At 64.1% G+C, this 23,450-nt stretch carries 25 protein-coding genes; 16 read left to right on the forward strand and 9 right to left on the reverse strand.

What is annotated here, in order from left to right:
- Nucleotides 1-4: 4 nt before the first annotated feature.
- The 9 genes from JQ609_RS07495 to JQ609_RS07535 all read left to right on the forward strand — a co-directional run bounded on the left by JQ609_RS07495 (nucleotide 5) and on the right by JQ609_RS07535 (nucleotide 8,811).
- Nucleotides 5-772 carry a pyridoxine 5'-phosphate synthase gene (locus JQ609_RS07495; protein WP_212272803.1) on the forward strand — a complete coding sequence of 256 codons (768 nt, stop codon included), beginning with the start codon at nucleotides 5-7 and terminating at the stop codon, nucleotides 770-772.
- Entirely contained in the window at nucleotides 769-1,188 is a 420-nt protein-coding gene (acpS, locus tag JQ609_RS07500) for a holo-ACP synthase (protein WP_212208215.1), read from the forward strand. Before JQ609_RS07495 ends, acpS begins: the two co-directional genes overlap by 4 nt.
- Before the next feature lie 317 nt (nucleotides 1,189-1,505).
- The gene (gene lepB / locus JQ609_RS07505; protein ID WP_212038338.1) at nucleotides 1,506-2,264 is read left to right on the forward strand and encodes a signal peptidase I; all 759 of its coding nucleotides are present in this window, start codon (nucleotides 1,506-1,508) and stop codon (nucleotides 2,262-2,264) included.
- Nucleotides 2,261-3,088 (forward strand): ribonuclease III, encoded by an 828-nt coding sequence (gene rnc, locus JQ609_RS07510; RefSeq protein ID WP_212272805.1) that lies wholly within the window; start codon nucleotides 2,261-2,263, stop codon nucleotides 3,086-3,088. The genes lepB and rnc overlap by 4 nt, the downstream gene beginning before the upstream one ends.
- Entirely contained in the window at nucleotides 3,078-3,992 is a 915-nt protein-coding gene (gene era, locus JQ609_RS07515) for a GTPase Era (protein ID WP_212208214.1), read from the forward strand. The genes rnc and era overlap by 11 nt, the downstream gene beginning before the upstream one ends.
- A 32-nt stretch (nucleotides 3,993-4,024) precedes the next feature.
- A complete protein-coding gene (locus tag JQ609_RS07520) occupies nucleotides 4,025-4,405 on the forward strand; it encodes a hypothetical protein (RefSeq protein ID WP_212208213.1) in 381 nt (126 codons plus the stop codon).
- A gap of 125 nt (nucleotides 4,406-4,530) precedes the next feature.
- Nucleotides 4,531-5,283, forward strand: a complete 753-nt coding sequence (gene recO, locus JQ609_RS07525) for a DNA repair protein RecO (protein WP_212038341.1) — start codon at nucleotides 4,531-4,533, stop codon at nucleotides 5,281-5,283.
- 215 nt (nucleotides 5,284-5,498) lie between these two features.
- A complete protein-coding gene (gene parC / locus JQ609_RS07530) occupies nucleotides 5,499-7,754 on the forward strand; it encodes a DNA topoisomerase IV subunit A (protein ID WP_212272807.1) in 2,256 nt (751 codons plus the stop codon).
- A 106-nt stretch (nucleotides 7,755-7,860) separates the two neighbouring features.
- On the forward strand, nucleotides 7,861-8,811 hold the full coding sequence (locus JQ609_RS07535) for a cation diffusion facilitator family transporter (RefSeq protein WP_212272809.1): 951 nt from the start codon (nucleotides 7,861-7,863) through the stop codon (nucleotides 8,809-8,811).
- A gap of 16 nt (nucleotides 8,812-8,827) precedes the next feature.
- On the opposite strand, the gene chrA is transcribed toward JQ609_RS07535, so the two are convergent.
- Both chrA and JQ609_RS07545 read right to left on the reverse strand, forming a co-directional pair.
- The gene (gene chrA, locus JQ609_RS07540; RefSeq protein ID WP_212272810.1) at nucleotides 8,828-10,231 is read right to left on the reverse strand and encodes a chromate efflux transporter; all 1,404 of its coding nucleotides are present in this window, start codon (nucleotides 10,229-10,231) and stop codon (nucleotides 8,828-8,830) included.
- Nucleotides 10,231-11,049 carry a sulfurtransferase/chromate resistance protein gene (locus tag JQ609_RS07545; RefSeq protein WP_212272812.1) on the reverse strand — a complete coding sequence of 273 codons (819 nt, stop codon included), beginning with the start codon at nucleotides 11,047-11,049 and terminating at the stop codon, nucleotides 10,231-10,233. The genes chrA and JQ609_RS07545 overlap by 1 nt, the downstream gene beginning before the upstream one ends.
- Before the next feature lie 249 nt (nucleotides 11,050-11,298).
- On the opposite strand from JQ609_RS07545, the gene JQ609_RS07550 reads away from it, so the two are divergent.
- A complete protein-coding gene (locus JQ609_RS07550) occupies nucleotides 11,299-12,525 on the forward strand; it encodes an MFS transporter (RefSeq protein ID WP_212272813.1) in 1,227 nt (408 codons plus the stop codon).
- 22 nt (nucleotides 12,526-12,547) lie between these two features.
- Here the strand turns inward: JQ609_RS07550 and JQ609_RS07555 are convergent, their stop codons facing one another.
- The 6 genes from JQ609_RS07555 to JQ609_RS07580 all read right to left on the reverse strand — a co-directional run bounded on the left by JQ609_RS07555 (nucleotide 12,548) and on the right by JQ609_RS07580 (nucleotide 17,736).
- Nucleotides 12,548-13,012 carry a GNAT family N-acetyltransferase gene (locus tag JQ609_RS07555; RefSeq protein WP_212272815.1) on the reverse strand — a complete coding sequence of 155 codons (465 nt, stop codon included), beginning with the start codon at nucleotides 13,010-13,012 and terminating at the stop codon, nucleotides 12,548-12,550.
- Between the two features lie 46 nt (nucleotides 13,013-13,058).
- Nucleotides 13,059-13,475 (reverse strand): RidA family protein, encoded by a 417-nt coding sequence (locus JQ609_RS07560; RefSeq protein ID WP_212272817.1) that lies wholly within the window; start codon nucleotides 13,473-13,475, stop codon nucleotides 13,059-13,061.
- 9 nt (nucleotides 13,476-13,484) lie between these two features.
- Nucleotides 13,485-14,651 (reverse strand): MFS transporter, encoded by a 1,167-nt coding sequence (locus JQ609_RS07565; protein WP_212272819.1) that lies wholly within the window; start codon nucleotides 14,649-14,651, stop codon nucleotides 13,485-13,487.
- A gap of 134 nt (nucleotides 14,652-14,785) precedes the next feature.
- Nucleotides 14,786-15,955, reverse strand: a complete 1,170-nt coding sequence (locus JQ609_RS07570; protein WP_212273159.1) for an MFS transporter — start codon at nucleotides 15,953-15,955, stop codon at nucleotides 14,786-14,788.
- Between the two features lie 52 nt (nucleotides 15,956-16,007).
- The gene (locus JQ609_RS07575) at nucleotides 16,008-17,372 is read right to left on the reverse strand and encodes an NAD(P)-binding domain-containing protein (RefSeq protein WP_212272821.1); all 1,365 of its coding nucleotides are present in this window, start codon (nucleotides 17,370-17,372) and stop codon (nucleotides 16,008-16,010) included.
- 49 nt (nucleotides 17,373-17,421) lie between these two features.
- Nucleotides 17,422-17,736: a helix-turn-helix transcriptional regulator gene (locus JQ609_RS07580; RefSeq protein ID WP_212208200.1), complete on the reverse strand. Its 315-nt coding sequence runs from the start codon at nucleotides 17,734-17,736 to the stop codon at nucleotides 17,422-17,424.
- 883 nt (nucleotides 17,737-18,619) lie between these two features.
- Here JQ609_RS07580 and JQ609_RS34950 point away from each other — a divergent pair.
- Genes JQ609_RS34950 through JQ609_RS07605 form a run of 6 tightly spaced genes read left to right on the forward strand, consistent with a single transcriptional unit; the run spans nucleotide 18,620 to nucleotide 22,174 of the window.
- Nucleotides 18,620-18,820 carry a GDCCVxC domain-containing (seleno)protein gene (locus tag JQ609_RS34950; protein WP_212296262.1) on the forward strand — a complete coding sequence of 67 codons (201 nt, stop codon included), beginning with the start codon at nucleotides 18,620-18,622 and terminating at the stop codon, nucleotides 18,818-18,820.
- Between the two features lie 56 nt (nucleotides 18,821-18,876).
- A complete protein-coding gene (locus tag JQ609_RS07585; protein WP_212272823.1) occupies nucleotides 18,877-19,242 on the forward strand; it encodes a helix-turn-helix transcriptional regulator in 366 nt (121 codons plus the stop codon).
- Nucleotides 19,235-19,762 carry an arsenate reductase ArsC gene (locus tag JQ609_RS07590; protein ID WP_212272825.1) on the forward strand — a complete coding sequence of 176 codons (528 nt, stop codon included), beginning with the start codon at nucleotides 19,235-19,237 and terminating at the stop codon, nucleotides 19,760-19,762. The genes JQ609_RS07585 and JQ609_RS07590 overlap by 8 nt, the downstream gene beginning before the upstream one ends.
- On the forward strand, nucleotides 19,762-20,460 hold the full coding sequence (locus JQ609_RS07595) for an MIP/aquaporin family protein (protein WP_212272827.1): 699 nt from the start codon (nucleotides 19,762-19,764) through the stop codon (nucleotides 20,458-20,460). Before JQ609_RS07590 ends, JQ609_RS07595 begins: the two co-directional genes overlap by 1 nt.
- Nucleotides 20,457-20,864, forward strand: coding sequence for an arsenate reductase (glutaredoxin) (gene arsC / locus JQ609_RS07600; RefSeq protein WP_212272829.1), 408 nt, complete (start codon nucleotides 20,457-20,459; stop codon nucleotides 20,862-20,864). Before JQ609_RS07595 ends, arsC begins: the two co-directional genes overlap by 4 nt.
- A gap of 50 nt (nucleotides 20,865-20,914) precedes the next feature.
- The gene (locus JQ609_RS07605; protein WP_212272830.1) at nucleotides 20,915-22,174 is read left to right on the forward strand and encodes an adenylate/guanylate cyclase domain-containing protein; all 1,260 of its coding nucleotides are present in this window, start codon (nucleotides 20,915-20,917) and stop codon (nucleotides 22,172-22,174) included.
- Here the strand turns inward: JQ609_RS07605 and JQ609_RS07610 are convergent.
- On the reverse strand, nucleotides 22,171-23,382 hold the full coding sequence (locus JQ609_RS07610) for a multidrug effflux MFS transporter (RefSeq protein WP_212272832.1): 1,212 nt from the start codon (nucleotides 23,380-23,382) through the stop codon (nucleotides 22,171-22,173). The genes JQ609_RS07605 and JQ609_RS07610 overlap by 4 nt on opposite strands.
- Nucleotides 23,383-23,450 lie beyond the last annotated feature (68 nt).

Raw genomic sequence — 23,450 nt, forward strand, 5'->3', positions numbered from 1 at the left:
TGAAATGCCGAAAGCTCTTCCGCTGCGCCTCGGGGTCAATGTCGATCACGTCGCTACCTTGCGCAATGCACGGGGCGGCGCGCGGCCGGATCCGGTGCGCGCCGCGCTGACCGCGATCGAGGCGGGCGCCGACGGCATCACCGCGCATCTGCGCGAAGACCGCCGCCATATCCGCGACACCGACATGACGCGCCTCAAGGCCGAAATCTCAAAACCGCTGAATTTCGAGATGGCGGCGACCGAGGACATGCTGCGGATTTCACTGGCGACCAGGCCGCACGCGGTCTGCCTGGTTCCCGAGCGCCGCGAAGAGCTCACCACCGAAGGCGGGCTTGACGTGGTCGGCCAGCACAATGCGCTGGCGCCGTTCATCGCGCGCCTGAACGATGCCGGCATCCGGGTGTCGCTGTTCATCGCCGCCGATCCGGCTCAGATCGAGATGGCCGCGCGACTCCGGGCGCCGGTGATCGAAATCCATACCGGCGGCTGGTGCGACGCCGTGGTGGATGGCCATGCCGCCAAGGCCGAGGCGGAATGGCAGCGCATCGTCGCGGGCGCGCGGCTGGCGCGCGCCGCGGGGCTTGAGGTTCATGCCGGCCACGGCCTCGACTATGACACGGCCGAGACCATCGCCGCGCTGCCCGAACTTGCCGAGCTCAATATCGGCTACTTCATGATGGGGGAGGCGCTGTTTGTCGGCCTCGGCGAAACCGTCCGCAGCATGCGCGCGGCGATGGACCGCGGGCGGCAGCGCAGCGTGGCTTCGACATGATCATCGGCATCGGCTCCGACCTGATCGATATCACGCGGGTTGCCAAGGTGATCGAACGCCATGGCGAGCGCTTCCTCGAGCGCATCTTCACCGATGCCGAGCGCGCCAAGGCCGCGCGCCGCGCCAACAACGAGAAGATGGTGATCGCGACCTATGCCAAGAGATTCGCGGCCAAGGAGGCCTGTTCCAAGGCCCTCGGCACCGGCATCCGTCAGGGCGTCTGGTGGCGGGATATGGGGGTGGTGAACCTGCCGGGCGGCCGTCCCACCATGAAGCTGACCGGCGGGGCGCTGGCCCGGCTCGAGAAACTGACGCCGGAAGGGTTCGAGGCCCGGATCGACCTTTCCATCACCGACGACTGGCCGCTGGCGCAGGCCTTCGTCATAATTTCGGCGGTCGTTCCGGGCAAATCATAGGGCAGGCGGCCGTTCGCGCCAGGGGACCGACGTAAAACTAAAAAACATTGATTTATCAATGTATTACGAAGTTTTACCGAGGCGCTTGATTGCACGGCCGCGAACAACCGTCTAAAACGCCGCGGCGACACTACCGAGCCAGGGCGAATTCGGGTTTTGCGCCGGAATTTGCCTTCAACATCAGTATCGAAGACCATTTTCTTGACGCGAACGGAACTGTTCGATTCGCGTGAGGAAAACGTTCTGCCACCGTGCAGGCCAAGCCTCTGTTTAGTACTTGCCTTGCTTGAAGCAGCCTTGCGGGAATTGGGAAAGCGATGAGCGTGACATCCGGGACAAAAACTGAAAGCGGCTTGGGCGAAACCATCCGTGTCGTCATCCACGCCCTCCTGATCGCGCTCGTGATCCGAACCTTCCTGTTCCAGCCGTTCAACATTCCCTCGGGATCGATGAAGGCGACGCTGCTGGTCGGCGACTATTTGTTCGTCTCGAAATATTCGTACGGCTATAGCCACTACTCGATCCCGCTGTCGCCGCCATTGTTCTCGGGCCGCATTTTCGGCTCGGAGCCGTCGCGCGGCGATATCGTCGTGTTCCGCCTGCCGAAGGACGATTCCACCGATTACATCAAGCGCGTGATCGGCCTGCCGGGCGACCGCATCCAGATGCGCGAAGGACTGCTCTACATCAACGACGCTCCGATCAAGCGCGAGCGCCTGAGCGATTTCATCGGTGAGGACCCGTGCGGCTCCGACGCCACCGCGCGAGTCAAGCGCTGGAAGGAAACCCTGCCGAACGGCGTCTCCTATGAGTCGCTCGATTGCGTCGACAACGGCTTCTACGACAACACCACCATCTATACCGTGCCGGCCGGCCATTTCTTCATGATGGGCGACAACCGGGACAATTCGACCGACAGCCGCGTGTTGTCGGCGGTGGGCTATGTGCCGTTCGAAAACATCGTCGGCCGGGCGCAAATGATCTTCTTCTCCATTGCCGAGGGCGAACATGCCTGGATGTTCTGGCGCTGGCCGACCGCGGTGCGCTGGAATCGCATTTTTTCAATCGTGCGATGAACGACGAAACGCCCGTCATCAGGGATACCCCGACACCGGGCGAGAGCCCGCAGCCTGATGCCGGTGGCGAACCTGCGGCCAAGAAGAAGCGCGGCAGGGGCTCGGCCAAGGAATCGGCCAAGGCCGCGGCTGCCGCGCTCGAAGCACGCATCGGCCACAAGTTCGCCGATCCCAACCTCCTGACATCAGCGTTCACGCATGTGTCCGCGCTCAAGCCGGCGCGCAACCGCACCGAAAGCTATCAGCGCCTCGAATTTCTCGGCGATCATGTGCTGGGACTGATTGTCTCCGACATGCTGTATCGCGCCTTTCCGAACGCCGACGAGGGCGAGCTGTCAAAACGCCTCGCCGATCTCGTGCGCAAGGAAAGCTGCGCCGACGTCGCCAAATCGCTCGGGCTGGTCGACGACATCAAGCTCGGCCAGGTCGGCGCCAGCGCCAGCGCCCGTTTGCGCAAATCCGTGCTCGGCGACATCTGCGAAGCCGTGATCGGGGCGATCTTTCTCGACGGCGGCTACGGTGCCGCCGCCCAATTCGTCGAACGCAACTGGACCGAGCGGATGCGCAAGCCGCGCCGGCCGCTGCGCGATCCCAAGACGGTATTGCAGGAATGGGCGCAGAGCAAAGGAATGCCGACGCCGGTCTATCGCGAGGTCGAGCGCACCGGCCCGCATCACGATCCGCAGTTCCGCGTTTCCGTTGAACTGCCGGGACTGGCGCTGGCCGAAGGCGTCGGCGGCAGCAAGCGCGCGGCCGAGAAGGTTGCGGCCTCGGTGATGATCGAGCGCGAGGGCGTCGGCGGCGGTGGTGGCAATGACAGCTGAATCTCCTGCCCAGACCGCTTGCGGCTTCGTCGCGCTGATCGGCGCGCCCAATGTCGGCAAGTCCACCCTGGTCAACGCGTTGGTCGGCTCCAAGGTCACCATCGTGTCGCGCAAGGTGCAGACCACGCGGGCGCTGATCCGCGGCATCGTGATCGAGAACAACGCGCAGATCATCCTGGTCGATACGCCCGGCATCTTCGCGCCGAAACGGCGGCTCGACCGCGCCATGGTATCGACCGCCTGGAGCGGGGCGCATGACGCCGATCTGGTCTGCGTGCTGCTCGATGCCAAAGCCGGCATCGACGAGGAGGCTGACGCGATCCTGAGCAGGCTTGCGAGCGTGCAGCATCCGAAAATCCTGGTGCTGAACAAGATCGATTTGATCCCGCGCGAGAAATTGCTGGCGCTGGCGCAGGCCGCCAATGACCGCATGAAATTCGAACACACCTTCATGATCTCGGCGCTGTCGGGCGACGGCGTCGACGATCTGCGCGCCGAGCTCGCCAGAATGGTGCCGGCAGGCCCGTTTCACTATCCCGAAGACCAGATGTCGGATGCGCCGATGCGGCATCTCGCGGCCGAGATCACGCGGGAGAAGATCTACCGGCAGCTGCACCAGGAGCTGCCGTATCAGTCCACCGTCGAGACCGACAGCTGGACCGAACGCAAGGACAAATCGGTCCGCATCGAGCAGACCATCTTTGTCGAGCGCGAGAGCCAGCGCAAGATCGTCCTCGGCAAGGGCGGCGCCACCATCAAGTCGATCGGCGCGGATTCGCGGAAAGAGATCGCCGAAATACTGGGGCAGCCCGTGCATCTGTTCCTGTTCGTCAAAGTGCGCGAGAACTGGGGCGACGACCCGGAGCGCTACCGCGAAATGGGAATTGATTTCCCCAAAGAATAATCAAGAAACATCAGCGATGATCGGCGTCTTCGATGACCCTGCCCAGGAACGTAGTTTGGTTTGAAGTGCTGCTGTATATGTCGCTGACGCTGGATGCGGTGTCGGTCGCTTTCCAGGACCGCACGCCGAAAGGCGACATGACCGAACAGATGATCATGGTCGCGACCCTGATGGCGGCCGGCCTGATCCTGCTGCTGGTCAATTTCGTCCGGCTCGCGGCGCGGGAGCGCAAGAACTGGCCGCGCTGGGTGCTGGCCGCGGCGCTGGTGCTGTCGGTGATCTCGCTGGCGCAGGTGATCGGTGCGAACGGCCTGCAACTCGACAGCGCCATCGAGGTGGTGTCCTGCGCGCTGACGACGGCGGGGTTGTATTTTTCCTTCACCGGCGATGCCGTCGGCTGGTTCAACGCGTAACCGCGACACTGCGTAGGGTGGGCAAAGGCGCACTTGCGCAGTGCCCACCAATCTCGCGCGGACGGCTTTGTTGATCGCGGTGGGCACGCTACGCTTTGCCCACCCTACGTGATAAACTCCCACCCATGGAATGGACCGACGAAGGCATCGTGCTGGGGGTGCGGCGGCATGGCGAATCCTCCGCCATTGTCGAGCTCTTGACGCGCAGCCATGGCCGGCACCTTGGCCTGGTGCGCGGCGGCGCGGGGAAAAGGATGCGGCCGTTGCTGCAGCCCGGCAACAGCGTCACCACGGTGTGGCGGGCGCGGCTCGACGAGCATCTCGGATATTACGCCATCGAGGGCACGCGGCTGCGCGCGGCGACCTTGCTGGCGTCGGCGCATGCGACCTATGGCGTCACCCATCTGGCCTCGCTGGTGCGGCTGTTGCCGGAGCGCGACCCGCACGAGGACATCTACGAGATGTTCGAGCGCACGCTGGACGATTTCGACGATGTCGGCGGCGCCGCGGCGCATCTGATCCGGTTTGAGCTCGCGATGCTGGCCGAACTCGGCTTCGGCCTCGACCTGGAAAACTGCGCCGCGACCGGCGAGACAACGGAATTGATCTACGTGTCGCCGAAATCCGGCGGCGCGGTGTCGCGGCGCGCCGGCGAGCCCTACCGCGACCGGCTGCTGCCGCTGCCGGCATTTTTGCGAGAGGGCGAGGGCGGGACGAATGGCTGGTCGGACCAGGACCTGCAGGACGGCTTTCGGCTCACCGGCATGTTCCTGCTCCGCCACGTGCTGGAGCCGCGCGGGCAGGGCCATTCCGACGCCCGCGATGGATTCATCAACGCGGTGACCAAATACCGGGCGCGAATCAGTTCCGCGGTCTGAAGGCAGGGCCCGTCGTCCCGGCCTTGAGCCGGGACCCATACGCCGCGGCTTATCGATAAGGGCCGTGGCTCCAGTCGATTTCTTTCAAAAACACCTGTGGTTATGGGTCCCCCGATGCGCAATTGCGCATCTGAGCCTTCGCCGGGACGACGCCATGATGGTGTTGCCCCGATTCGCGGCTTGCCCGAGTCAGCCCAAAAGTTTAACCCGTCCCCATGGGAAAACGAACGTTACCGCCGGAAGAGCCGGCCGAAATCCATGAAGTCATGCTGCGGGATGCGCTGGAAGAGCGCTATCTCACCTATGCGCTTTCGACCATCATGCACCGCGCGCTGCCGGACGGCCGCGACGGCCTGAAGCCGGTTCATCGGCGCATCCTTTACGGCATGCGGCTGCTGCGGCTCGACCCCGGCACGGCGTTCAAGAAATCCGCCAAGATCGTCGGCGACGTGATGGGCTCGTTCCATCCGCATGGCGACCAGGCGATCTACGACGCCATGGTGCGGCTGGCGCAGGATTTCTCCTCGCGCTACCCGCTGGTCGACGGCCAGGGCAATTTCGGCAATATCGACGGCGATAATCCGGCCGCCTATCGTTACACCGAAGCGCGTATGACCGCGGTGGCGCAGCTGCTGCTGGAGGGCATCGACGAGGACGGCGTCGAGTTCCGTCCCAATTACGACGGCCAGACCAAAGAGCCGGTGGTGATGCCGGGCGGCTTCCCGAACCTGCTCGCCAACGGCTCTCAGGGCATCGCGGTCGGCATGGCCACCTCGATTCCGCCGCACAACGCCGCCGAGCTGTGCGACGCCGCCCTGCATCTGATCGACAAGCCGGATGCCAAATCGAAGTCGCTGCTGAAATGGGTCAAGGGGCCGGATTTCCCGACCGGCGGCATCGTCGTCGATTCCAAGGAAGCGATCGCCGAAGCCTATATGACCGGGCGCGGCTCGTTCCGCACCCGCGCGCGATGGACCCAGGAAGAGGGCGCGCGCGGCACTTGGGTCGTTGTGATCACCGAGATCCCGTGGCTGGTGCAGAAATCCCGCCTGGTGGAGAAGATCGCCGAACTGCTCAACGAGAAGAAGCTGCCGCTGGTCGGCGACGTCAGGGACGAGTCCGCCGAAGACGTCCGGCTCGTGATCGAGCCGAAATCTCGCGCCGTTGATCCTGCGCTGATGATGGAATCGCTGTTCCGGCTCACCGAGCTCGAAAGCAAGATTTCGCTGAACCTCAACGTGCTGATCAAGGGTAAGATCCCGAAAGTGGTTGGGCTTGCCGAATGTCTACGCGAATGGCTCGACCATCTGCGCGACGTGCTGCTGCGCCGTTCGAATTACCGCAAGACCCAGATCGAGAACCGGCTGGAAGTGCTCGGCGGCTACCTGATCGCCTATCTGAACATCGACAAGGTGATCAAGATCATCCGCACCGAGGATGAACCGAAGCCGGAGTTGATGAAGGCGTTCAAGCTGACCGAGGTCCAGGCCGACGCCATCCTCGACATGCGGCTGCGCCGTTTGCGCAAGCTCGAGGAATTCGAGATCCGCACCGAGGACAAGAACCTTCGGGCCGAATTGAAGGGCATCAAGTCGCTGCTCGGCTCCGAGGCCGAGCAATGGTCCAAGGTCGGCGACCAGGTGCGCAAGGTCCGCGACATGTTTGGTCCGAAGACGCCGCTCGGCAAGCGCCGCACCACATTCGCCGATGCGCCCGAGCATGATCTCGCCGCGATCGAGGAGGCCTTTGTCGAGCGCGAGCCGTGCACGGTGGTGATCTCCGAAAAGGGCTGGGTGCGCACGCTCAAGGGCCATGTCGAGGATATTTCCGGGCTCGCCTTCAAGACCGACGACAAGCTCGACCACGCTTTCTTTGCCGAGACCACCTCGAAGCTCTTGGTGTTCGCGACCAACGGAAAATTCTATTCGCTCGACGTCGCCAAGCTGCCGGGCGGCCGCGGCCATGGCGAGGCGATCCGCATGTTCATCGACATGGAGCCGGAAACCGCGATCGTGTCGCTGTTCGTCAACAAGGGCGGCCGCAAATTCCTGATCGCAAGCCTCGAAGGGCAGGGCTTTATCGTCAACGAGGACGATTGCGTCGGCAATACCCGCAAGGGCAAGCAGGTGCTCAACGTCGAAATGCCGAACGAGGCCTGCGCGATCACGACCGTGGCCGGCGACACCGTCGCCGTGATCGGCACCAACCACAAGATGGTGCTGTTCCCGCTCGACCAGGTGCCGGAGATGGCGCGCGGCCGCGGCGTACGGCTGCAGAAATACACCAGCGCCAAACTCTCCGACGTCGCGGTATTCGAGTCCAAGGCGGGGCTGAACTGGAAAGATTCCGCCGGCCGCGACCAAAGCATGAGCTGGAAAGAACTGGCCGATTGGCGCGGCAACCGCGCCGACGCTGGCCGCCTTGCGCACGGCCTGCCGAAGTCGAACAAGTTCCTGCGGGGCGTGGAGTAGGTTTCTGCGGCGTCGTCCCGGCCTAGTGCGCAATTGCGCACTAGGCCGGGACGACGATCAATTGCTGTGCTAGTATTCGGATTTCCGTGCGCTATATATCCGCGCCATGGCGCAGGCTCACCACCACCACCACCACCACCACCACGACGACTCCCACGCACATGACCACGCCGGGCACAGCCATGCGCCCGACAGTTTCGGATGGGCATTTGCCATCGGCGCATCGCTCAATGCGGCGTTTGTCGCCGCCGAGCTGATCTTCGGCTATGCCGCCAATTCGCTGGCGCTGATTTCGGACGCCGTTCACAATCTATCCGACGTGATCGCGCTGCTGCTGGCCTGGGGCGGGGCGTGGCTCGCGCAGAAGCAACCGACCCAGCGGCATACCTATGGCTACCGGCGGGCCTCGATCCTCGCGGCGCTGTTCAATGCCGGCCTTCTGCTGGTCGCGGTCGGCGGCATCATCGTCGAGGCGATCAATCGCCTCTCGGCCCCCGCGCCGGTGGCCGGCTGGACCGTCGTGGCGGTCGCGGCACTCGGCATCGCCATCAATGGCGGCACGGCTTTGTTGTTCATGCGCGGCCGCCATGGCGACCTCAATGTTCGCGGCGCCTATCTGCACATGGCCGCCGATGCCGGCGTGTCATTTGGCGTGGTGATCGCGGCCCTGGTGATCATGTTCACGGGATGGCTGTGGGTAGATCCCGCGATCAGCCTCGTCATCGCCGCCGTGGTGCTCGTGAGCGGGTGGGGCCTGGCGCGCGACAGCGTCAATCTCGCCCTCGACGGCGTGCCGCGCGGCATCGAGCTGGCAAAGGTCAGGGACTATCTCGGTACCCTCGATGGCGTCTCGGAAGTGCATGACCTCCACGTCTGGGCCATGAGCACCAACGAGACCGCGCTGACGGCGCATCTGGTGCGGCCTGACGGCAGCGACGACGCCTTCCTGCATCGGGTTAGCGAAGAGCTGTTGCACCGGTTCAACATTCACCACGCCACGCTGCAGATCGAGTCCAGCGGCGCGGTCTGCAAGCTGGCGCCGGCGGAGAAAGTGTAGGCGGCAGCGCCGCCGCTCAAATCATCCCCGTCAGCCGCAGCGCCACGCCGGCCGCGCAGGACCCCGCCAGCACCCAGAGCATGCCGATATTGAGGCGGAAGATTGCGGTGGCGGCGGCCGCCGCCAATACGAACGCGGCGATATCGATGCTCGACAGCACGGGCATGTCGAACGACAGCCCAAACGATCGAACCGGCGTCGTCTGCCGGAACAGCGTATGCAACGCGAACCAGATCGAGAGGTTGAGGATCACGCCGACCACGGCGGCGGTGATTGCGGTTAGCGCGCCCGCTAGCCCCTTGTTGCCGCGCAGGGTCTCGATGAACGGCGCGCCGAGGAAGATCCAGAGGAAGCAGGGCGTGAAGGTCACCCAGGTCGCCAGCAACCCGCCGAGGGTCGCCGCCATCATCGGCGACAGTGTGCCCGGATCGCGAAAGGCGGCCATGAAGCCGACGAACTGGAGCACCATGATCAGCGGGCCCGGCGTGGTCTCGGCCATGCCGAGACCGTCCAGCATCTCGCGCGGCTGCAGCCAGTGATAATGCTCGACTGCCTGCTGGGCGACATAGGCGAGCACGGCATAGGCGCCGCCGAACGTCACCATCGCCATCTTCGAGAAGAACAGCGCGATCTGGCTGAACACATTGTCCTGGCCGAACGCGATCAGCAGCGCGGCCACCGGCACCAGCCATAGCAGCAACCAGACCGAACTGACTTTCAGCGCCTTGGCGACACTCGGGCGGACATGCTCAGGCAACTCCTCGCCGAGCAGGCTGTCGACAACGGCTGTCTTCTTGCCGCCGCCGCCATGTTCGACCGCGGCGAATTCCGACCGGCCGCTACGGGCGCCGAGATAGCCGATCACCCCGGCGGCAATGATGATGATCGGGAAGGGGACATTGAAGAAGAAGATCGCGACAAAGGCGATGCCTGCCAGCGCGATCATGATCCGGTTGCGCAACGCGCGTTTGCCGACCCGAACTACCGCCTGCACGACGATGGCGAGCACCGCCGCTTTCAGCCCGAAGAACACCGCCTCGACGAAGCCGACATTGCCGTAGGCCGCGTAGATATAGCTCAGCCCCATGATAGCGATGACGCCCGGCAGGATGAACAGGCCGCCGGCCATGATGCCGCCGGCGGTCCGGTGCAGCAGCCAACCGATATAGGTGGCGAGCTGTTGCGCCTCCGGCCCCGGCAGCAGCATGCAGTAATTCAGCGCATGCAAAAACCGGCTCTCCGAAATCCAGTTCTTTTCCTCAACCAGAATGCGGTGCATCACCGCGATCTGACCGGCGGGCCCGCCGAAACTCAAACACGCCACCCGCAGCCAGACCCGGAATGCCTCGCCGAAGCTGATGCCGTGCGCGTATTCGCTGTTGGCACCGGCTTCGGCTGTCTTGTTGATGGTCGCATCCATTACGACTTCGCCTTGTTGCTCGGCCAGTTATGGGTCTCTCCGGTCGCATCGCGGCACCAGCGATAGAAGGCATCATACAGCAATATGCCTGCCTCCAGCTGTTCGAGATCGTCGTCGAACATTCGCGACAGGCCGAGCGAGGCGGCCAGCAGCCCGGGTGCTTCCGGCGAAAGGTCGAGCCGTCCGGTATCGGCGGCGCGGACCATGGTTGCCAGCCGCAGCAAGGCCGGCGTTGCCAGGCCAAACTCCTCGACCATCACATCGAAGGTGCAGAGTTCACCGCGGTGGCTCCAGAACACGTTCTCGACGTCGAAGGGCGCTGCGTTAAAGCGCTCGCCGACCGCGAGGACTTCGGACGGTGCGACGAACAGGAACACCGCGTTTGGATCGACAAATCTGCGAACTAGCCAGGGGCAGGCGATGCGGTCGATCTTCGGCCGCGCCCGCGTGACCCAGACGGTGCGGCCTCGCGCATCGCGCGCGGGCAGCTTTTCGGCCGGCACCAGCGGCAGCTTGGCAGCCTTCCAGCCCTCAAAGCCGCCTTCGAGCGTTTCGGCCGACACGTCGAGATGCCGCAGCCAGGCGGCGGTGCCTTGCGCGAGCTTCTGGCCGCGCAGGCAAGCCACGATGGCGGGACGGCCGGAGAACTCCTCGCCCCAACTGGCGGCGTCCTGATGGCTGCGCCTGACGGCGCCGGGGATTAGCCGCGGGTCGGCGGCAAAGTCCTCGTCGGTACGGACGTCGATCAGGACAGGCATGTTTGCAGTGCCGATCAACCGTGCAAGCTTATCTGGAGATATCGTGGTGTAGGATGACATGGTTGCGCCCTCGTTATGAGAAAACGGGCGCGATACTTGGGCATGTCGCCTCGTGGGGAGATCGCAGAGTCCCCATGGGGCGAATTAACCGCTTGCCGGTTCGGCTGTCAACCTTGCAGCCTTGCGCCGGTGCAAATTCGAGCCTAGCCTGTTTCATATCGGGGACAAGCAGGCTCCCCGTCAGACGGTCCGCCGTCCAAGCTCTGCGCACCGCTCGACGTGTCGAGTTGCGCATGAAAGCATGGATCGATGGCCAGCATCCCCTCGGAATCGAACGTCTCGTCGGCAAATTCGCTGATCACCCTGCTCTATCTCGCGCGGGGCTTGCGCGGATTCGGCGACGGTTTTGCGATCATCATCCTGCCGGCCTACATGACGCTGCTGGGTTATGATGCCATCGCGGTCGGCATCGTCGCCACAGCCGCGCTGCTCGGAACCGCGCTGCTGACCTTGATCGTCGGCTGGATCGCGCCCCGGCATGATCTGCGTCCGCTACTGATGTTCGGCGCCGGCCTGATGGCGGCCACCGGGATTGCGTTCCCGGGCGTCGAGCATTTCGTTCTGATCGTGCTGGTCGCCTTTATCGGCACCATCAATCCGTCCGGCGGCGATCTCGGCGTGCTGGTGCCGCTTGAACATACGGTGCTGGCGCACAGCACGACCGACGAGCGCCGCACGCAGGTCTTTGCCCGCTACAGCCTGATCGGCGCGCTCGCCACCGCGGCGGGCTCGCTGGCGGCGTCGCTGCCCGATTTTCTCGTCGCCGGCGGCAGCACCCAGCTCGGCGCGTTCCGCCTGATGTTCTATGCCTACGCCGCGCTCGGTATTCTCTGCGCCGCGCTCTATCGTCGTGTCCCGCACACGCGCGGCGAGGAGAGGGCGCCGCAGACGCCGCTCGGGCCCTCGCGCGGCACCGTCTACAAGCTCGCCGCGCTGTTCAGCATCGATGCGTTCGCAGGCGGTTTTGTCGCGCAGTCGTTGCTGGCGCTGTGGCTGTTCGAGCGCTTCGATCTTTCACTATCCGCGGCGGGGCTGTTCTTCTTCTGGTCGAGCACGCTGAGCGCCTTCTCCTATCCGGTCGCCGCCTGGCTCGCCAGACGCATCGGCCTCGTCAACACCATGGTGTTCACGCACATCCCCTCCAGCGTGTTCCTGATCCTGGCAGCGTTCTCGCCCAATCTTTATCTGGCGCTGGGGTTGCTGTTGCTGCGCTCGGCGCTGTCGCAAATGGACGTACCGACTCGTACTTCCTATGTGATGGCAGTGGTGACACCCGCAGAGCGGCCCGCCGCCGCCAGCGTCACCGCGGTGCCGCGCAGCCTTGCGTCCGCGATCAGCCCGGCGATCTCAGGCGCGCTGCTGATGACGGCATTCTCCGGCCTGCCGCTGGTGGTCTGCGGCGCGCTGAAGATCGGCTACGACCTCGCGCTGCTGTTCTCGTTCCGCCACATCAAGCCGCCCGAGGAGTCGTCCTGACGCGGCGTGGGAATTGCCCGGATCAGTCTTCGCGCACCGGCAACTGCCGGATCTGGAATCCGGTCTTGTTCTGTTCAAAGCCAACGCCAGTATAGAATTTCAGCGTCGCCGGGCTTTTCGACCCCGTCAACAGCATGACCTTGTAACACTTGTGTTTCCAGGCCTCGGCGATCGCGTGTTTGAGAACGGCGCCGCCGTGTCCCTGCTTGCGATGGTTTGCGACGGTGACCACGTTCTCGATCAGCGCATAGGGCAGGCCGCCGCGCGTCAGGTTCGGCACAACGACCAGCGTGCAGGAAGTCACGAGCACGTGCTGCCGGACGCCGACGAGAACGGCGCTTCCCGGGTAGGCTGAGAGCTGCCGCCAGATCGATGTCGCATCCTCCGGCGCGAGAGGCGGATCGGAGGGATTCAGGTCGCGGTACAATTCCAGCAGCGCTGGAAGATCGGCTTGCTCGACGGTGCGAATGAGCAGATCGCCGGACATGGTTCACCTCACGACATTCCGTTGGGCCGAAGCAGATTTGCGACGCTTATGGCGCAGCGATGGCCTCGATCTCGATCAGGAAGTCGGGGCCATACAGTTTCGACACCTCGACCAGCGTCACCGCGGGCGCCGCCGGCGGTGTGACGGAGGCGAAGAAGCGGTCGCGCGCCTCCCGATAGCGGCCGAGATTGTTCATGTCGGTGAGAAATACCGTTAATTTGACCAGGTTGGCGGCGGTGCATCCGCTTGCCCGTAGCGCGACGGTGAGGTTTTCGAACACCTGATCCGCTTGCGCGGCAAAATCATTCTTGCCGACCACGTTGCCGTCGCGGTCGAGCGCGGTCTGGCCCGCGATGAACACAAGACGGCCGGCGCTGACGTCAACGATCTGCGAATAGCCGGGTGGAGTGCCGAGTTCGGGAGGATTGATGCGCCGGATCGATGGTGGTGTGTCATCTGCCATTGGGAGTCCTCATGATGGCTTTGTCATGGGCGGATGGCTGCGCACCAAAAACAGCGCGAGCAGCGCCGCGAGGCTGAGCGCGGAGGAGACGATGAGAACGCGGCTGCCCATGATGTCGATCAGGAGGCTGAACAGCAATGGAGCAGCCGCCTGCGCCATCCGCGCCGGCGCGCCGATGATGCCGAGGCGATAGCCGTAATTCTGGGGGCCGAAGATCGCCAGCGGCAGCGTGCCGCGCGCAATGGTGAGGATGCCGTTGCCGGCGCCGTAGAAGATCGCGAACACGCTGGCCGCGCCGCCACCGACCAATCCGAGTATCGCCGCGCCGATCGGATTGGTGACACATGCGAGCTTGGTCGAGACCAGCGGATGAAAGCGGCTGAGGAAGCCAGCCTCGAAAATGCGCGCCGCCACCTGCGCCGGGCCGAGCAGGGCGCCGGCGAACACGGCCTGCGCGGTGGTGGCGCCGGCGGCTTCCATGATGCGCGGCAGATGCGCGGCCATCGCACCGGTGACGGTCCAGGCGGCGGCGAACACGAACGCCAGCAGGATCATGGTGCGGTCGATCGCGATGTGCGGCTTGACGGCGTTCGCCACCGCAGCCTTGGCGCCCTTCACCTCCGGCAGCATCAGCAAATTGATCGGCAGCCCAATCAGGATATGCGCCGCCGCCCAGGCAAAGCAGGTGTTGCGCCAGCCGATGGTCTCCAGCCCCCAGGCCGACAGCGGCCATCCGACCGTCGACGCAAAACCCGCGAGCAGCGTGATGCCGGTGATCGAGCGCCGCGCTTCATTGCCGTAGATGCGCCCGAGCGCGGCGAACGCTGCATCGTAGAGGCCCGCGCCCATGCCGATGCCGAGCAGCAGCCATGCGATGGCCATCACCGGAATGGAGTAGCTGAACCCAAGCAGCGTTAGTCCTGCCGCGAATACCATGTTGGACATCGACAGGACCGATCGGCCGCCGACCAGGTCGATCTGCCGGCCGACACGCGGGCCGAGCAAAGCCGAGAGCACCAATGCTGCCGAGAAGGCGGCAAATATCCAGTTCGAGGAGACGCCGAGATCGCGCGACATCGGGTCGGCCAGAATGGCCGGCAAATAATAACTCGACGCCCAGGCCAGCGTCTGCGTGGTGCCGAGCGCGATGATGATGGGGAGGGGGCGTGCGCTCATGGCTTATCTTTTTCGTTGCGCCGGCTTGTTGTCGTTGCCGTCGTTCCGGCGTGCCGGAATCAAGTTGTCTATGATAATAGACAACTTGGAACCTAAGCGCCATGACGCCAGGTGGCAACAGGCTTGTGTCGCACTCATGCCTGAACCGTGGTCCGTCTCGACCAGTAGAGTGCCAGTGGCCCCAGCAGAATGCCCACCGCGAGCACGATAAACGCCGCCGTCCAGGCGGAGGCGCTCGACGGTCCACCGGCCGCATCCAGCGCCACGCCCAAGGCCCAGGCGCCCAAAGCCGAAAGGCTGAAGCCGACGGTCGAATGCACGGCCATCGTCGCCCCGCGGTATTTCGGGTCCGCCGCCATCGTCATCCCCGATGTCAGCGCGCCGGAATCGGCGGGCACGGTGATGGCGTAGGCCAGGATCAGCGGCAGCAGCAGCCATGGCGATTTGTCGGCGAACGCGCCGATCAGCAGCGCCACGACCGCAGAACTGAACATCACGGCCGTGATGGCGCGGTGGCGGCCAAACCGGATCGCGCATTCATTGCCCAGAATGCTTGCGGGCATCGCCAGCACGGAGAACAGCACGCTGACGACGACGGGGGTCAGGATCGAGCCGTCCGAATTCCTCGCCGCCACGAACGTCCAGAACGCCACCAGCCAGGTTCGGATGCCGTAAAGCTCAAAGCAGTGCGCGCCATAGCCGAGAACGAAACCCATCGCGCTGGTGTTGCGGAACACCGGCGCAAAATCCAGCAAACGGCCTTGCGCGGGCTTTGGCGTCACCGGTTGCAACAGGAAGCAGACGGAAAGCATCACCAGCGGGCCCAGCGCCGTCACCAGGAAGGCGGCGCGCCAACCCCAAGCTTCGGCGACGAGCTGCGAGACGAGGAACGACAGTCCGACGCCGAACGAGAAGCTTGATGTGTAGAACGTGATAGCGCGCGATGAATCGCCCGGCGCAAGCCGGTCGGTCAACGCCTTGAGGCCGGGCATGTAAGCGCCCGCAAATCCGATGCCCGCGATGGCGTTGAACAACGCCCCGGACCAGAGGCCGGTGGCAAACAGGCCGAACAGCAATGTACCGAGTGCACTGACCGCCGAGCCGGCAATCAGGATTTTTCGCGCGTCGATCCGGTCGGTCAGCGTCGCCAGCACCGGCACGGTCAACATGTAGCCCGCAGCGCCTGAGCCTGCGAGCAGGCCGGCCTGCGCGCCGCTGAGATGCCATTCCGGAATCAGGAACGCCGCGAGAATGGAGGGCACCACGACATGGGGGAGCAGGCTGCCGAGCTGCCCCACACACATCGCGACGATGACGGATCGGCCGTTTAAGGAAATGCGTTTCACCCCGGTTCGTTCAGGACGCGCAGCCGCATCCTGTTTTGCCTTGTTGCTTGGCATTAGCGTCCTCTGCGCAACAGGCGTCAACAGCTGATGGCGCCGGTCCGCCGCAGCACTGGCTTGCGCCGGGCACTTCCGCGCGGCTGCAAACGCCGGTTTCGGGCAGCACCAGTTCGACACGCTCCGCCGCTTCATGATCGCCGGCGATGTCGGCGGCAATTGAACGGACCTGCTCGTAGCCTGTCAGCATCAGGAAGGTCGGCGCACGGCCGTAGGACTTGATGCCGGCGAAATAGAAGCCGGGTTCGGCCTGCGCCAGTTCGCGTGCGCCGTGGGGCCGCACGGTGCCACAGCTATGCTCGTTCGGATCGATCAGCGGCGCCAGCGCCACCGGACATTCGATCGCCGGATCAAGCTGGATGCGAAGCTCGCGCACGAAATCCAGGTCCGGCCGGAAGCCCGTGGCAACGATCAGCTCATCGACGACGATTTGACGGCAGCAGCTGCCCGCGCCGGTCGCAACGGTGAGGCGGGGGCCCTCCGCCGTGATGTGCGAAACCCGAAACTCGCTCTCGACCTTGATGCGGCCAGCGGCGACCAGTGATGCAAAGGCCGCGCCCAGCTCGCCACGCGCAACCAGCTTGTCGTTCGCGCCGCCGCCAAAGGCCTTGGCGGGATCATTGCCCCGCAACAGCCAGACCGGACGTGTTCCCGATACCTCGGCGGCGAGTCGCGCGAGATCGGTCAGCGTGCCGATCGCCGAATGACCGGCGCCGAGCACGGCGACGGTTTTGCCGGCGTAGCGCGCGCGATCTCTTCCGAGAACATCGGGCATGCCGTAGGCGATCTTGCCCGCGGCCTGCGTCTCGCCGATGGCGGGGAGGCCGTTGGCGCCGGCCGGATTTGGCGAATGCCAGGTGCCTGACGCGTCGATCACGGCGTCAGCCTTGACGACCTTCGGGCCTTGCCCGTTCTGATAGCGAATCTCGAACGGCGCGGACTCGCGTGCTTTGGTCTTGAGCTTGTCGAAACCAGCGCGGCTGATGTCGGTGACGCGACTGGAGGTGTGGATGTGATCGGCGAGGGCGGTCTTGGCCGCGAGCGGTTCAAGGTAGCCCTCCAGCAATTCCGCGCCGGTCGGATAGTGCTGCGGGTCCGGCGAGTTCCACCCCGTTGCCGCGAGCAGACGCTCCGCGGCGCGGTCGATGTTGTATTCCCACGGCGAGAACAGCTGGACATGGCTCCATTGGCGGACGGAATGCCCGACGCTGTCGCCTGCTTCCAGCACGATCGGCCGATGCCCGCGCTCCAGCACGTGGGCGGCGGCGGCAAGGCCGACCGGGCCGGCGCCGATGATCGCAACGGACTTTGCCTCGCTCATACTGTTCTCCCATCAAACTAGAAGTATCGAAATTGATGGCGGCGCAAATTCACGCCGCGGTCTGCGTATCGTTGCTTTCGGAGCCGGTGCAGCATTCAGCCACCAGGAAGTCCACCAGTCCCCGCATCACGTCGTAATTGGCGTGGCACACGAGTGTCGTTGCCTCTCTCTCCTGACTGATCAGGCCGACCACCATCAATGTCTTGATATGATGGGAGAGGGTGGATGGCGCGATCTTCAGCTTGTCCTGCAGCCGCCCGACCGGCATTCCGGCATCGCCGGCGCGAACCAGCGCGCGATAGATTTTCAACCGGGTCGGATTGCCCAGGGCTTCGAGGTGTGCAGCGGCGTCGTCGAGTTTCATGATGTGATCGTGACATTCGAGTCGAGAGTTGTCAACGATATTTCTAGAATTATGGAAATAACAGGTCTAGCTAAGACGTCGTCCCGGCCTTGAGCCGGGACCCATACCGCGTGATCTCTCGATGAAGACTCGATAGCAGGGACCATTCGCAAAACTTCTCCCTGTGGTTATGGGTCCCGGCTCAAGGCCGGGACGACGGCGGCGTTTGTTGTTGCACCATCATCCAAAACGTGGCTTCGCAATCTCGCGACGCATTGCGCCCGAGCTTTGCTGGAAACTTCCCGCCCAAATGAGAGGGCGCAGGGAATGCCGGATGCGCGCTGCACCCGCGGTCTCGTGTGCGAATAGTGCAAACAAAGCTGCACACGAGCATACAGGGCAGCGGAGAACATCCGACATTCCCTGCGCAATGGCTTTACGGCTTATAGCGCGCTCTCCCCGGAGACGAGTTCTCGATTGACTCCGTCGCCCCTGATCAGCTTTTGGCTTCTCAGGAACTTGACGCCAGCAACGGGCGCCAGGACCACGCGTCTTCGCCGTACGCCGCTGTCGCGTTACGTCTCCGCAACATCAGCGTCCACCGCAACCCGTCCAACGTCCGTGACGACGGCCGACGCCCTCTGAGCGGGACGGGATGGCTGTTATATAAACCGATTTTTGCTTCTGTAAAACAGAAATATTTTTGCTTCCGGGGCTTGACATGATTTCTGTTAATCGTAAGTGATTTGCCCGTCGGGTTGTTTTGTCGCGCCTTGGCTGCTAGATTGTGCTTGACCGCTAGGCGACGCAGTGCGCGTTGCGCAGTTTCGCGGTGGGGCGATCGACGATCCTTGTGGCGGCGTTGAACGCGATGCGGCTGAAAATGAGTGTGAGCAAATCCCTGATGCAGTTGGAATCAACGCTCACTTGCCCAAAGTGCAGTCATCAATCCGTCGAGACCATGCCCACCAACGCCTGCCAGTTCTTTTACGACTGCAAGGGCTGCGGGGAGCGTCTCAAGCCTCGCTCGGGCGATTGCTGCGTGTTTTGTTCTTACGGCACCGTGCCGTGCCCGCCGATCCAGTCGGGAATTTGCCGCTCGTAGTGGCAATATCGATAAGCCGCTTGACGATGTTCAGATATATCCATAAGTCTGGATATATGGAATCAGAACAGGCCATTCTTGCGCTCGCTGCATTGGCGCAGCCGACCCGGCTCGAGGTGTTTCGCCTGCTGGTGAAGCACGAACCGGAGGGGCTGGCGGCCGGCGATATCGCCAAGTCGCTGGCGGTGCCGCAAAACACCATGTCGTCTCATCTGGCGATCCTGTCGCGGGCGGGGCTGGTGACGGCCCAGCGCTTCAGCCGCTCGATCGTCTACCGCGCCGATCTCGACGCGTTTCGGGCGGTCATGCTGTTCATGGTCAGGGATTGCTGCGACGGACGTCCGGAAATCTGCGCGCCGCTGATCGAGGACCTCACGCCTTGCTGTTCACCTAAATCGAAGAGGAGGAAAGCCCATGTCTGATCGCATGTATAATGTTCTCTTCCTTTGCACTGGAAATACCGCCCGTTCGATCCTGGCCGAGGCGATTCTGCGGAAGGATGGCCATCGCCACTTCCGCGCCTTCTCCGCGGGGAGCCAGCCGAAGGGAACGGTGAATCCGTTCGCGATCAGGGTCCTCAATAGCCTCGATTATCCGACCGGCGATTTGCGCTCCAAGAGTTGGGAGGAGTTCGCGCGCCCCGGCGCCCCCGCGATGGATTTCATTTTTACGGTTTGCGACAATGCCGCAGGCGAGTCCTGCCCGGTGTGGCCCGGCCGGCCGATGACTGCGCATTGGGGTATTGCAGACCCGGCGGAGGTTGTTGGTACCGATATCGAGCGCGAAGCGGCATTCGTCGAAGCATTCCGGTACATGAAGAATCGTATCGCCGCGTTCACGAGCCTGCCGCTGAGCAGCATCGATGCGCTGTCGCTGGGAACGCGGCTGCGCGATATCGGCCGCATCGATGGTGCCACTAACGGTCACGAGAAGGCGAGTTGATGTCCGATTTTGATCTTCCGCGCCGCCTGACCGCCGAAGCCCTCGGCACGGCGATACTGGTCGCAACCGTGGTCGGCTCCGGCATCATGGCGGAAACGCTGACCAAGGACGTTGCGCTCGCGCTGCTCGGCAACACGCTGCCGACCGGTGCGATCCTCGTCGTGCTGATCAGCATTCTCGGGCCGATATCGGGCGCGCATTTCAATCCTGCGGTTTCCCTGGTGTTTGCGCTCCGGCGCGAGCTGACGGCGCGCGAGGCGTTGTCGTATGTGGCGGCGCAGATCGCCGGCGGCATCGCCGGAACCATCATGGCACACGCGATGTTCGCCCTGCCGCTGCTGGATGCCTCGCTGAAGGTCCGAACCGGCGGTGCGCAATGGCTGGCCGAAGGCGTGGCCGCGTTCGGCCTGGTTGTCACGATTCTCGCCGGCATCCGGTTCAACCGGCCGGCGATCCCGTGGCTGGTCGGGCTTTACATCACGGCGGCCTATTGGTTCACATCGTCGACGTCGTTTGCCAATCCCGCGGTCGCCATCGCCCGATCGTTCACCAATACGTTTTCGGGAATTCGTCCGACCGATCTGCCCGGTTTCATCGCCGCCGAACTCTGTGGTGCGATCTTGGCGATGATGCTGATGGGCTGGCTGCTGCGCGAGGCAGGCGAGGTGGCCGCAACTGCGAAGGAAGCTCGCTCATGAGCGTGACGATCTATCACAACCCGTCCTGCGGCACCTCGCGCAATACGCTGGCAATGATCCGGCAAAGCGGCGAAGAGCCCGAGGTGATCGAGTATCTGAAGACGCCGCCGAGCCGCGCCCGGCTGGTCGAGCTGATCGCCGCGTTGGGCATCTCCGCGCGCGAGCTGCTCCGCGAAAAAGGCACGCCCTATGCGGAGCTCGGCCTTGCCGATCCCAAATGGAGCGACGACGAACTGATCGATTTCATGCTCGCCCATCCGATCCTGATCAACCGGCCGATCGTGGTGACGCCGAAGGGGGTTCGGCTGTGCCGGCCGTCGGAGATGGTGCTCGACCTGCTCGACCGTCCCGTGGCCTCCTTCGTGAAGGAAGACGGCGAAGTCGTCGTATCCAGGAAAACCTAAGGGATTTCCGCAGGCTTCCGTCTGTCACGATTGCGCGGCATAATGGCGGCATGGAACTCACGCCCCGCCTGCGCCTGATGAACTGGATCGCCCATCAGAGCCTGACAGGCCTGCCCGAGAACGATCTGCTCCGCGGCTTTTGCGAACGCTGCCGCGCCCATGGCCTGGAGCTGTCGCGCGCAATGGTCATCATTGACACGCTGCACCCGGTGTTCGAGGGCCGCGGATTTCGCTGGAGCGATTCCCAGACCAACGAGGCCGACAGGTTTGAATATGGTTCGAGCAGCGAGGGCGCCGTCGCGGATAACTGGCGGCGCTCGACATTTTACCATTTGCTTGAAACCGGTGGCGACGAACTGCTGATCGATCTGTCCGATTGCGAAGGCCTCGATTTCAACATGATCGAGGACCTGACCGCCAAGGGTCACAAGCATTTTCTCAGCTTCGTGCACCGGTTCGGCGAAGCAGGCACCATGGGCCAGATGGACTGCTTTTACTCGACATGGGTAACCCGGAGCGACGAAGGGTTTGGCGAGCAGGGGCTCGCCGCCCTGCGCGAGCTGGTGCCGGTGCTCGGGCTTGCGGTCAAATCCGCCGCACAGGCTGAGGTCGCGCGGACGCTGGGGCGGGTCTATCTCGGCCGGGACGCGTCCGAGCAGGTGCTGCGCGGCCGCATTGCCCGCGGCGTCACCGAGCGTATCAACGCGGTGCTGTGGTTTTCGGATTTGCGCAGCTCGACCTCGATCAGCGAGAGCATCGAGCCCGGCCAGATCATCCCGTTCCTGAACGATTACGCGCAGGCCTCGATCGACGCCATCCACGATGCCGGCGGCGAGGTGCTGAAACTGATCGGCGATGGCGTGCTGGCGATGTTCACCCATGAGAACATGGCCGTTGCCAAGCGCACGGCGCTGCGCGCCGAGCATCGCTTCCGCCACAACATGGCTGCGGTCAGCGCGCGCCGTGCCGCCGAAGGGGTGGCGGTGACGACGGCCCATGTCGGCCTGCATGTCGGCGAGGTCTTCTACGGCAATATCGGCAGCGAGGACCGGCTCGACTTCACCGTGGTGGGGCCGGCCGTCAACGAGGTCAGCCGCATCGCCTCGATGTGCCGTTCGGTCGACCGCGAATTGCTGACATCGCAGGCGTTCCGGACCGGACTGGATGCTGCGGGGCGCAACTATCTGGTTTCCACCGGCCGCTATGCACTGCGTGGCATCGGCCGCGCGCAGGATCTCTATACGCTCGATCCGGACATTGCGTCGGATGAAGTCGTGGCCGGAAAGTACGAGCGGTATCTCGGAAGCTAGGCCGCTTTGGCGCGCAGCGTGTAGAGCCCGACCGCCACCAGGGAAAACACCGTCAGCACCACGCCGAGCGCGAACAGCGCCTCGTGCGAGATCGTCGCGGCCAGCCAGACGCCGATCGCCGCATTCATCATCTGCCAGAAGCCGACCAGCGCGGAGGCCGCGCCTGCCTTCTCGCCGAACGGGGAGAGCGCCTGTGCGGTGCCCAAGGGGTTCACGATGCCCATGCCGAGCAGGAACACGCTCATCGCGCCCAGAAACGGCAGGAAGGTCGGGCTATACAGCGACACCAGCAGCATCGCGAGGCTGCCGGCTGCCGCCGCGAATAATCCGCCACGGATCGAGCGGTCGAGTCCGTAGCGCGGCGCCAGCTTTGTCGCCAGCATTCCGGCCGCGAATACGATCAGCACGGTGCCGGCGAAGAACAGGCCGAGCTGAATTGGCGTAAAGTGCATCGCTTCGATCAGCACGCGGGGCGCGGCCGAGAACACCGCGAACAGACCGCCCATGATCAGGCTCACGGTCGCTGCCGGCACCACGAAACGCCGGTCGGCGATCAGGCCAAGATAGTTTTTGGCAATCGCGAGCGGGTCGAGCGGTGTGCGCGTCGCATGATGGGTCTCGCCCAGAACCATGCCGTAGGCGAGCGCGCCGAGCACGGCAAAGGCGGCGACAAGCGCGAACTCGGAACGCCAGCCGAAATAATGGTCGAGCGCGCCGCCGAGCAGCGGCGAGAAGCCAGGCGCCGCCGCCATCGCAATCATGATCAGCGCCATCGCGCGCGCCAATGCGGCGCCGGAGAACAGGTCGCGCGCAATAGCGCGTGACAGCACGGAGGTGGCGCAGGCGCCGGCGGCCTGGACCACGCGGCCGGCGAGCAGGTTGGGCAGGTCGGTGGCGAGGCCGCACCAGACGCTGCCGGCGAAAAACACGGCAAATCCGATCAGCACCGGCCAGCGGCGACCGTAGCGGTCCGAGATCGGCCCGACCACCAGCTGGCCGACTGCGAACACCGCCAGAAAGATCGTGATCGCTGACGTGACCGCCGCGCTCGTGACGTGCAGCGAGGCTGCCATCTGCGGGAGCGACGGCAGCAGGATATTGGTCGCCAGCGTCCCGGTGGCAGCCAGCGCCGCCAGCACCGCGATCTGCAGAACGGTGGAGGAGGCCTCGGGACGGGGGCGCGCGATCGCTACGGTCTGGTCGGCCATGGAGGGTTCCCGCATTTCGATAAGATGATGTATATCATATAAAACGGGGTGCGGAAACGCAAAAAGCC

It is taken from the genome of Bradyrhizobium sp. AUGA SZCCT0169 (assembly GCF_018130085.1).
GTDB lineage: Bacteria > Pseudomonadota > Alphaproteobacteria > Rhizobiales > Xanthobacteraceae > Bradyrhizobium.

Excerpts from the sequence above, each read along its gene's own strand:
- JQ609_RS07590 (WP_212272825.1), top strand. The coding sequence starts at position 19,235 with ATGTCTGATCGCATGTATAATGTTCTCTTCCTTTGCACTGGAAATACC.
- JQ609_RS07545 (WP_212272812.1), bottom strand. The coding sequence starts at position 11,049 with ATGTCATCCTACACCACGATATCTCCAGATAAGCTTGCACGGTTGATC.
- JQ609_RS34950 (WP_212296262.1), top strand. The coding sequence starts at position 18,620 with ATGCAGTTGGAATCAACGCTCACTTGCCCAAAGTGCAGTCATCAATCC.
- rnc (WP_212272805.1), top strand. The coding sequence starts at position 2,261 with ATGAACGACGAAACGCCCGTCATCAGGGATACCCCGACACCGGGCGAG.
- JQ609_RS07605 (WP_212272830.1), top strand. The coding sequence starts at position 20,915 with ATGGAACTCACGCCCCGCCTGCGCCTGATGAACTGGATCGCCCATCAG.
- JQ609_RS07555 (WP_212272815.1), bottom strand. The coding sequence starts at position 13,012 with ATGTCCGGCGATCTGCTCATTCGCACCGTCGAGCAAGCCGATCTTCCA.
- JQ609_RS07595 (WP_212272827.1), top strand. The coding sequence starts at position 19,762 with ATGTCCGATTTTGATCTTCCGCGCCGCCTGACCGCCGAAGCCCTCGGC.
- recO (WP_212038341.1), top strand. The coding sequence starts at position 4,531 with ATGGAATGGACCGACGAAGGCATCGTGCTGGGGGTGCGGCGGCATGGC.
- arsC (WP_212272829.1), top strand. The coding sequence starts at position 20,457 with ATGAGCGTGACGATCTATCACAACCCGTCCTGCGGCACCTCGCGCAAT.
- JQ609_RS07495 (WP_212272803.1), top strand. The coding sequence starts at position 5 with ATGCCGAAAGCTCTTCCGCTGCGCCTCGGGGTCAATGTCGATCACGTC.
- JQ609_RS07565 (WP_212272819.1), bottom strand. The coding sequence starts at position 14,651 with ATGAGCGCACGCCCCCTCCCCATCATCATCGCGCTCGGCACCACGCAG.
- JQ609_RS07535 (WP_212272809.1), top strand. The coding sequence starts at position 7,861 with ATGGCGCAGGCTCACCACCACCACCACCACCACCACCACGACGACTCC.
- JQ609_RS07610 (WP_212272832.1), bottom strand. The coding sequence starts at position 23,382 with ATGGCCGACCAGACCGTAGCGATCGCGCGCCCCCGTCCCGAGGCCTCC.
- parC (WP_212272807.1), top strand. The coding sequence starts at position 5,499 with ATGGGAAAACGAACGTTACCGCCGGAAGAGCCGGCCGAAATCCATGAA.
- JQ609_RS07550 (WP_212272813.1), top strand. The coding sequence starts at position 11,299 with ATGGCCAGCATCCCCTCGGAATCGAACGTCTCGTCGGCAAATTCGCTG.
- era (WP_212208214.1), top strand. The coding sequence starts at position 3,078 with ATGACAGCTGAATCTCCTGCCCAGACCGCTTGCGGCTTCGTCGCGCTG.
- JQ609_RS07520 (WP_212208213.1), top strand. The coding sequence starts at position 4,025 with ATGACCCTGCCCAGGAACGTAGTTTGGTTTGAAGTGCTGCTGTATATG.
- JQ609_RS07580 (WP_212208200.1), bottom strand. The coding sequence starts at position 17,736 with ATGAAACTCGACGACGCCGCTGCACACCTCGAAGCCCTGGGCAATCCG.
- lepB (WP_212038338.1), top strand. The coding sequence starts at position 1,506 with ATGAGCGTGACATCCGGGACAAAAACTGAAAGCGGCTTGGGCGAAACC.
- chrA (WP_212272810.1), bottom strand. The coding sequence starts at position 10,231 with ATGGATGCGACCATCAACAAGACAGCCGAAGCCGGTGCCAACAGCGAA.
- JQ609_RS07585 (WP_212272823.1), top strand. The coding sequence starts at position 18,877 with ATGGAATCAGAACAGGCCATTCTTGCGCTCGCTGCATTGGCGCAGCCG.
- JQ609_RS07560 (WP_212272817.1), bottom strand. The coding sequence starts at position 13,475 with ATGGCAGATGACACACCACCATCGATCCGGCGCATCAATCCTCCCGAA.
- JQ609_RS07575 (WP_212272821.1), bottom strand. The coding sequence starts at position 17,372 with ATGAGCGAGGCAAAGTCCGTTGCGATCATCGGCGCCGGCCCGGTCGGC.
- acpS (WP_212208215.1), top strand. The coding sequence starts at position 769 with ATGATCATCGGCATCGGCTCCGACCTGATCGATATCACGCGGGTTGCC.
- JQ609_RS07570 (WP_212273159.1), bottom strand. The coding sequence starts at position 15,955 with ATGTGTGTGGGGCAGCTCGGCAGCCTGCTCCCCCATGTCGTGGTGCCC.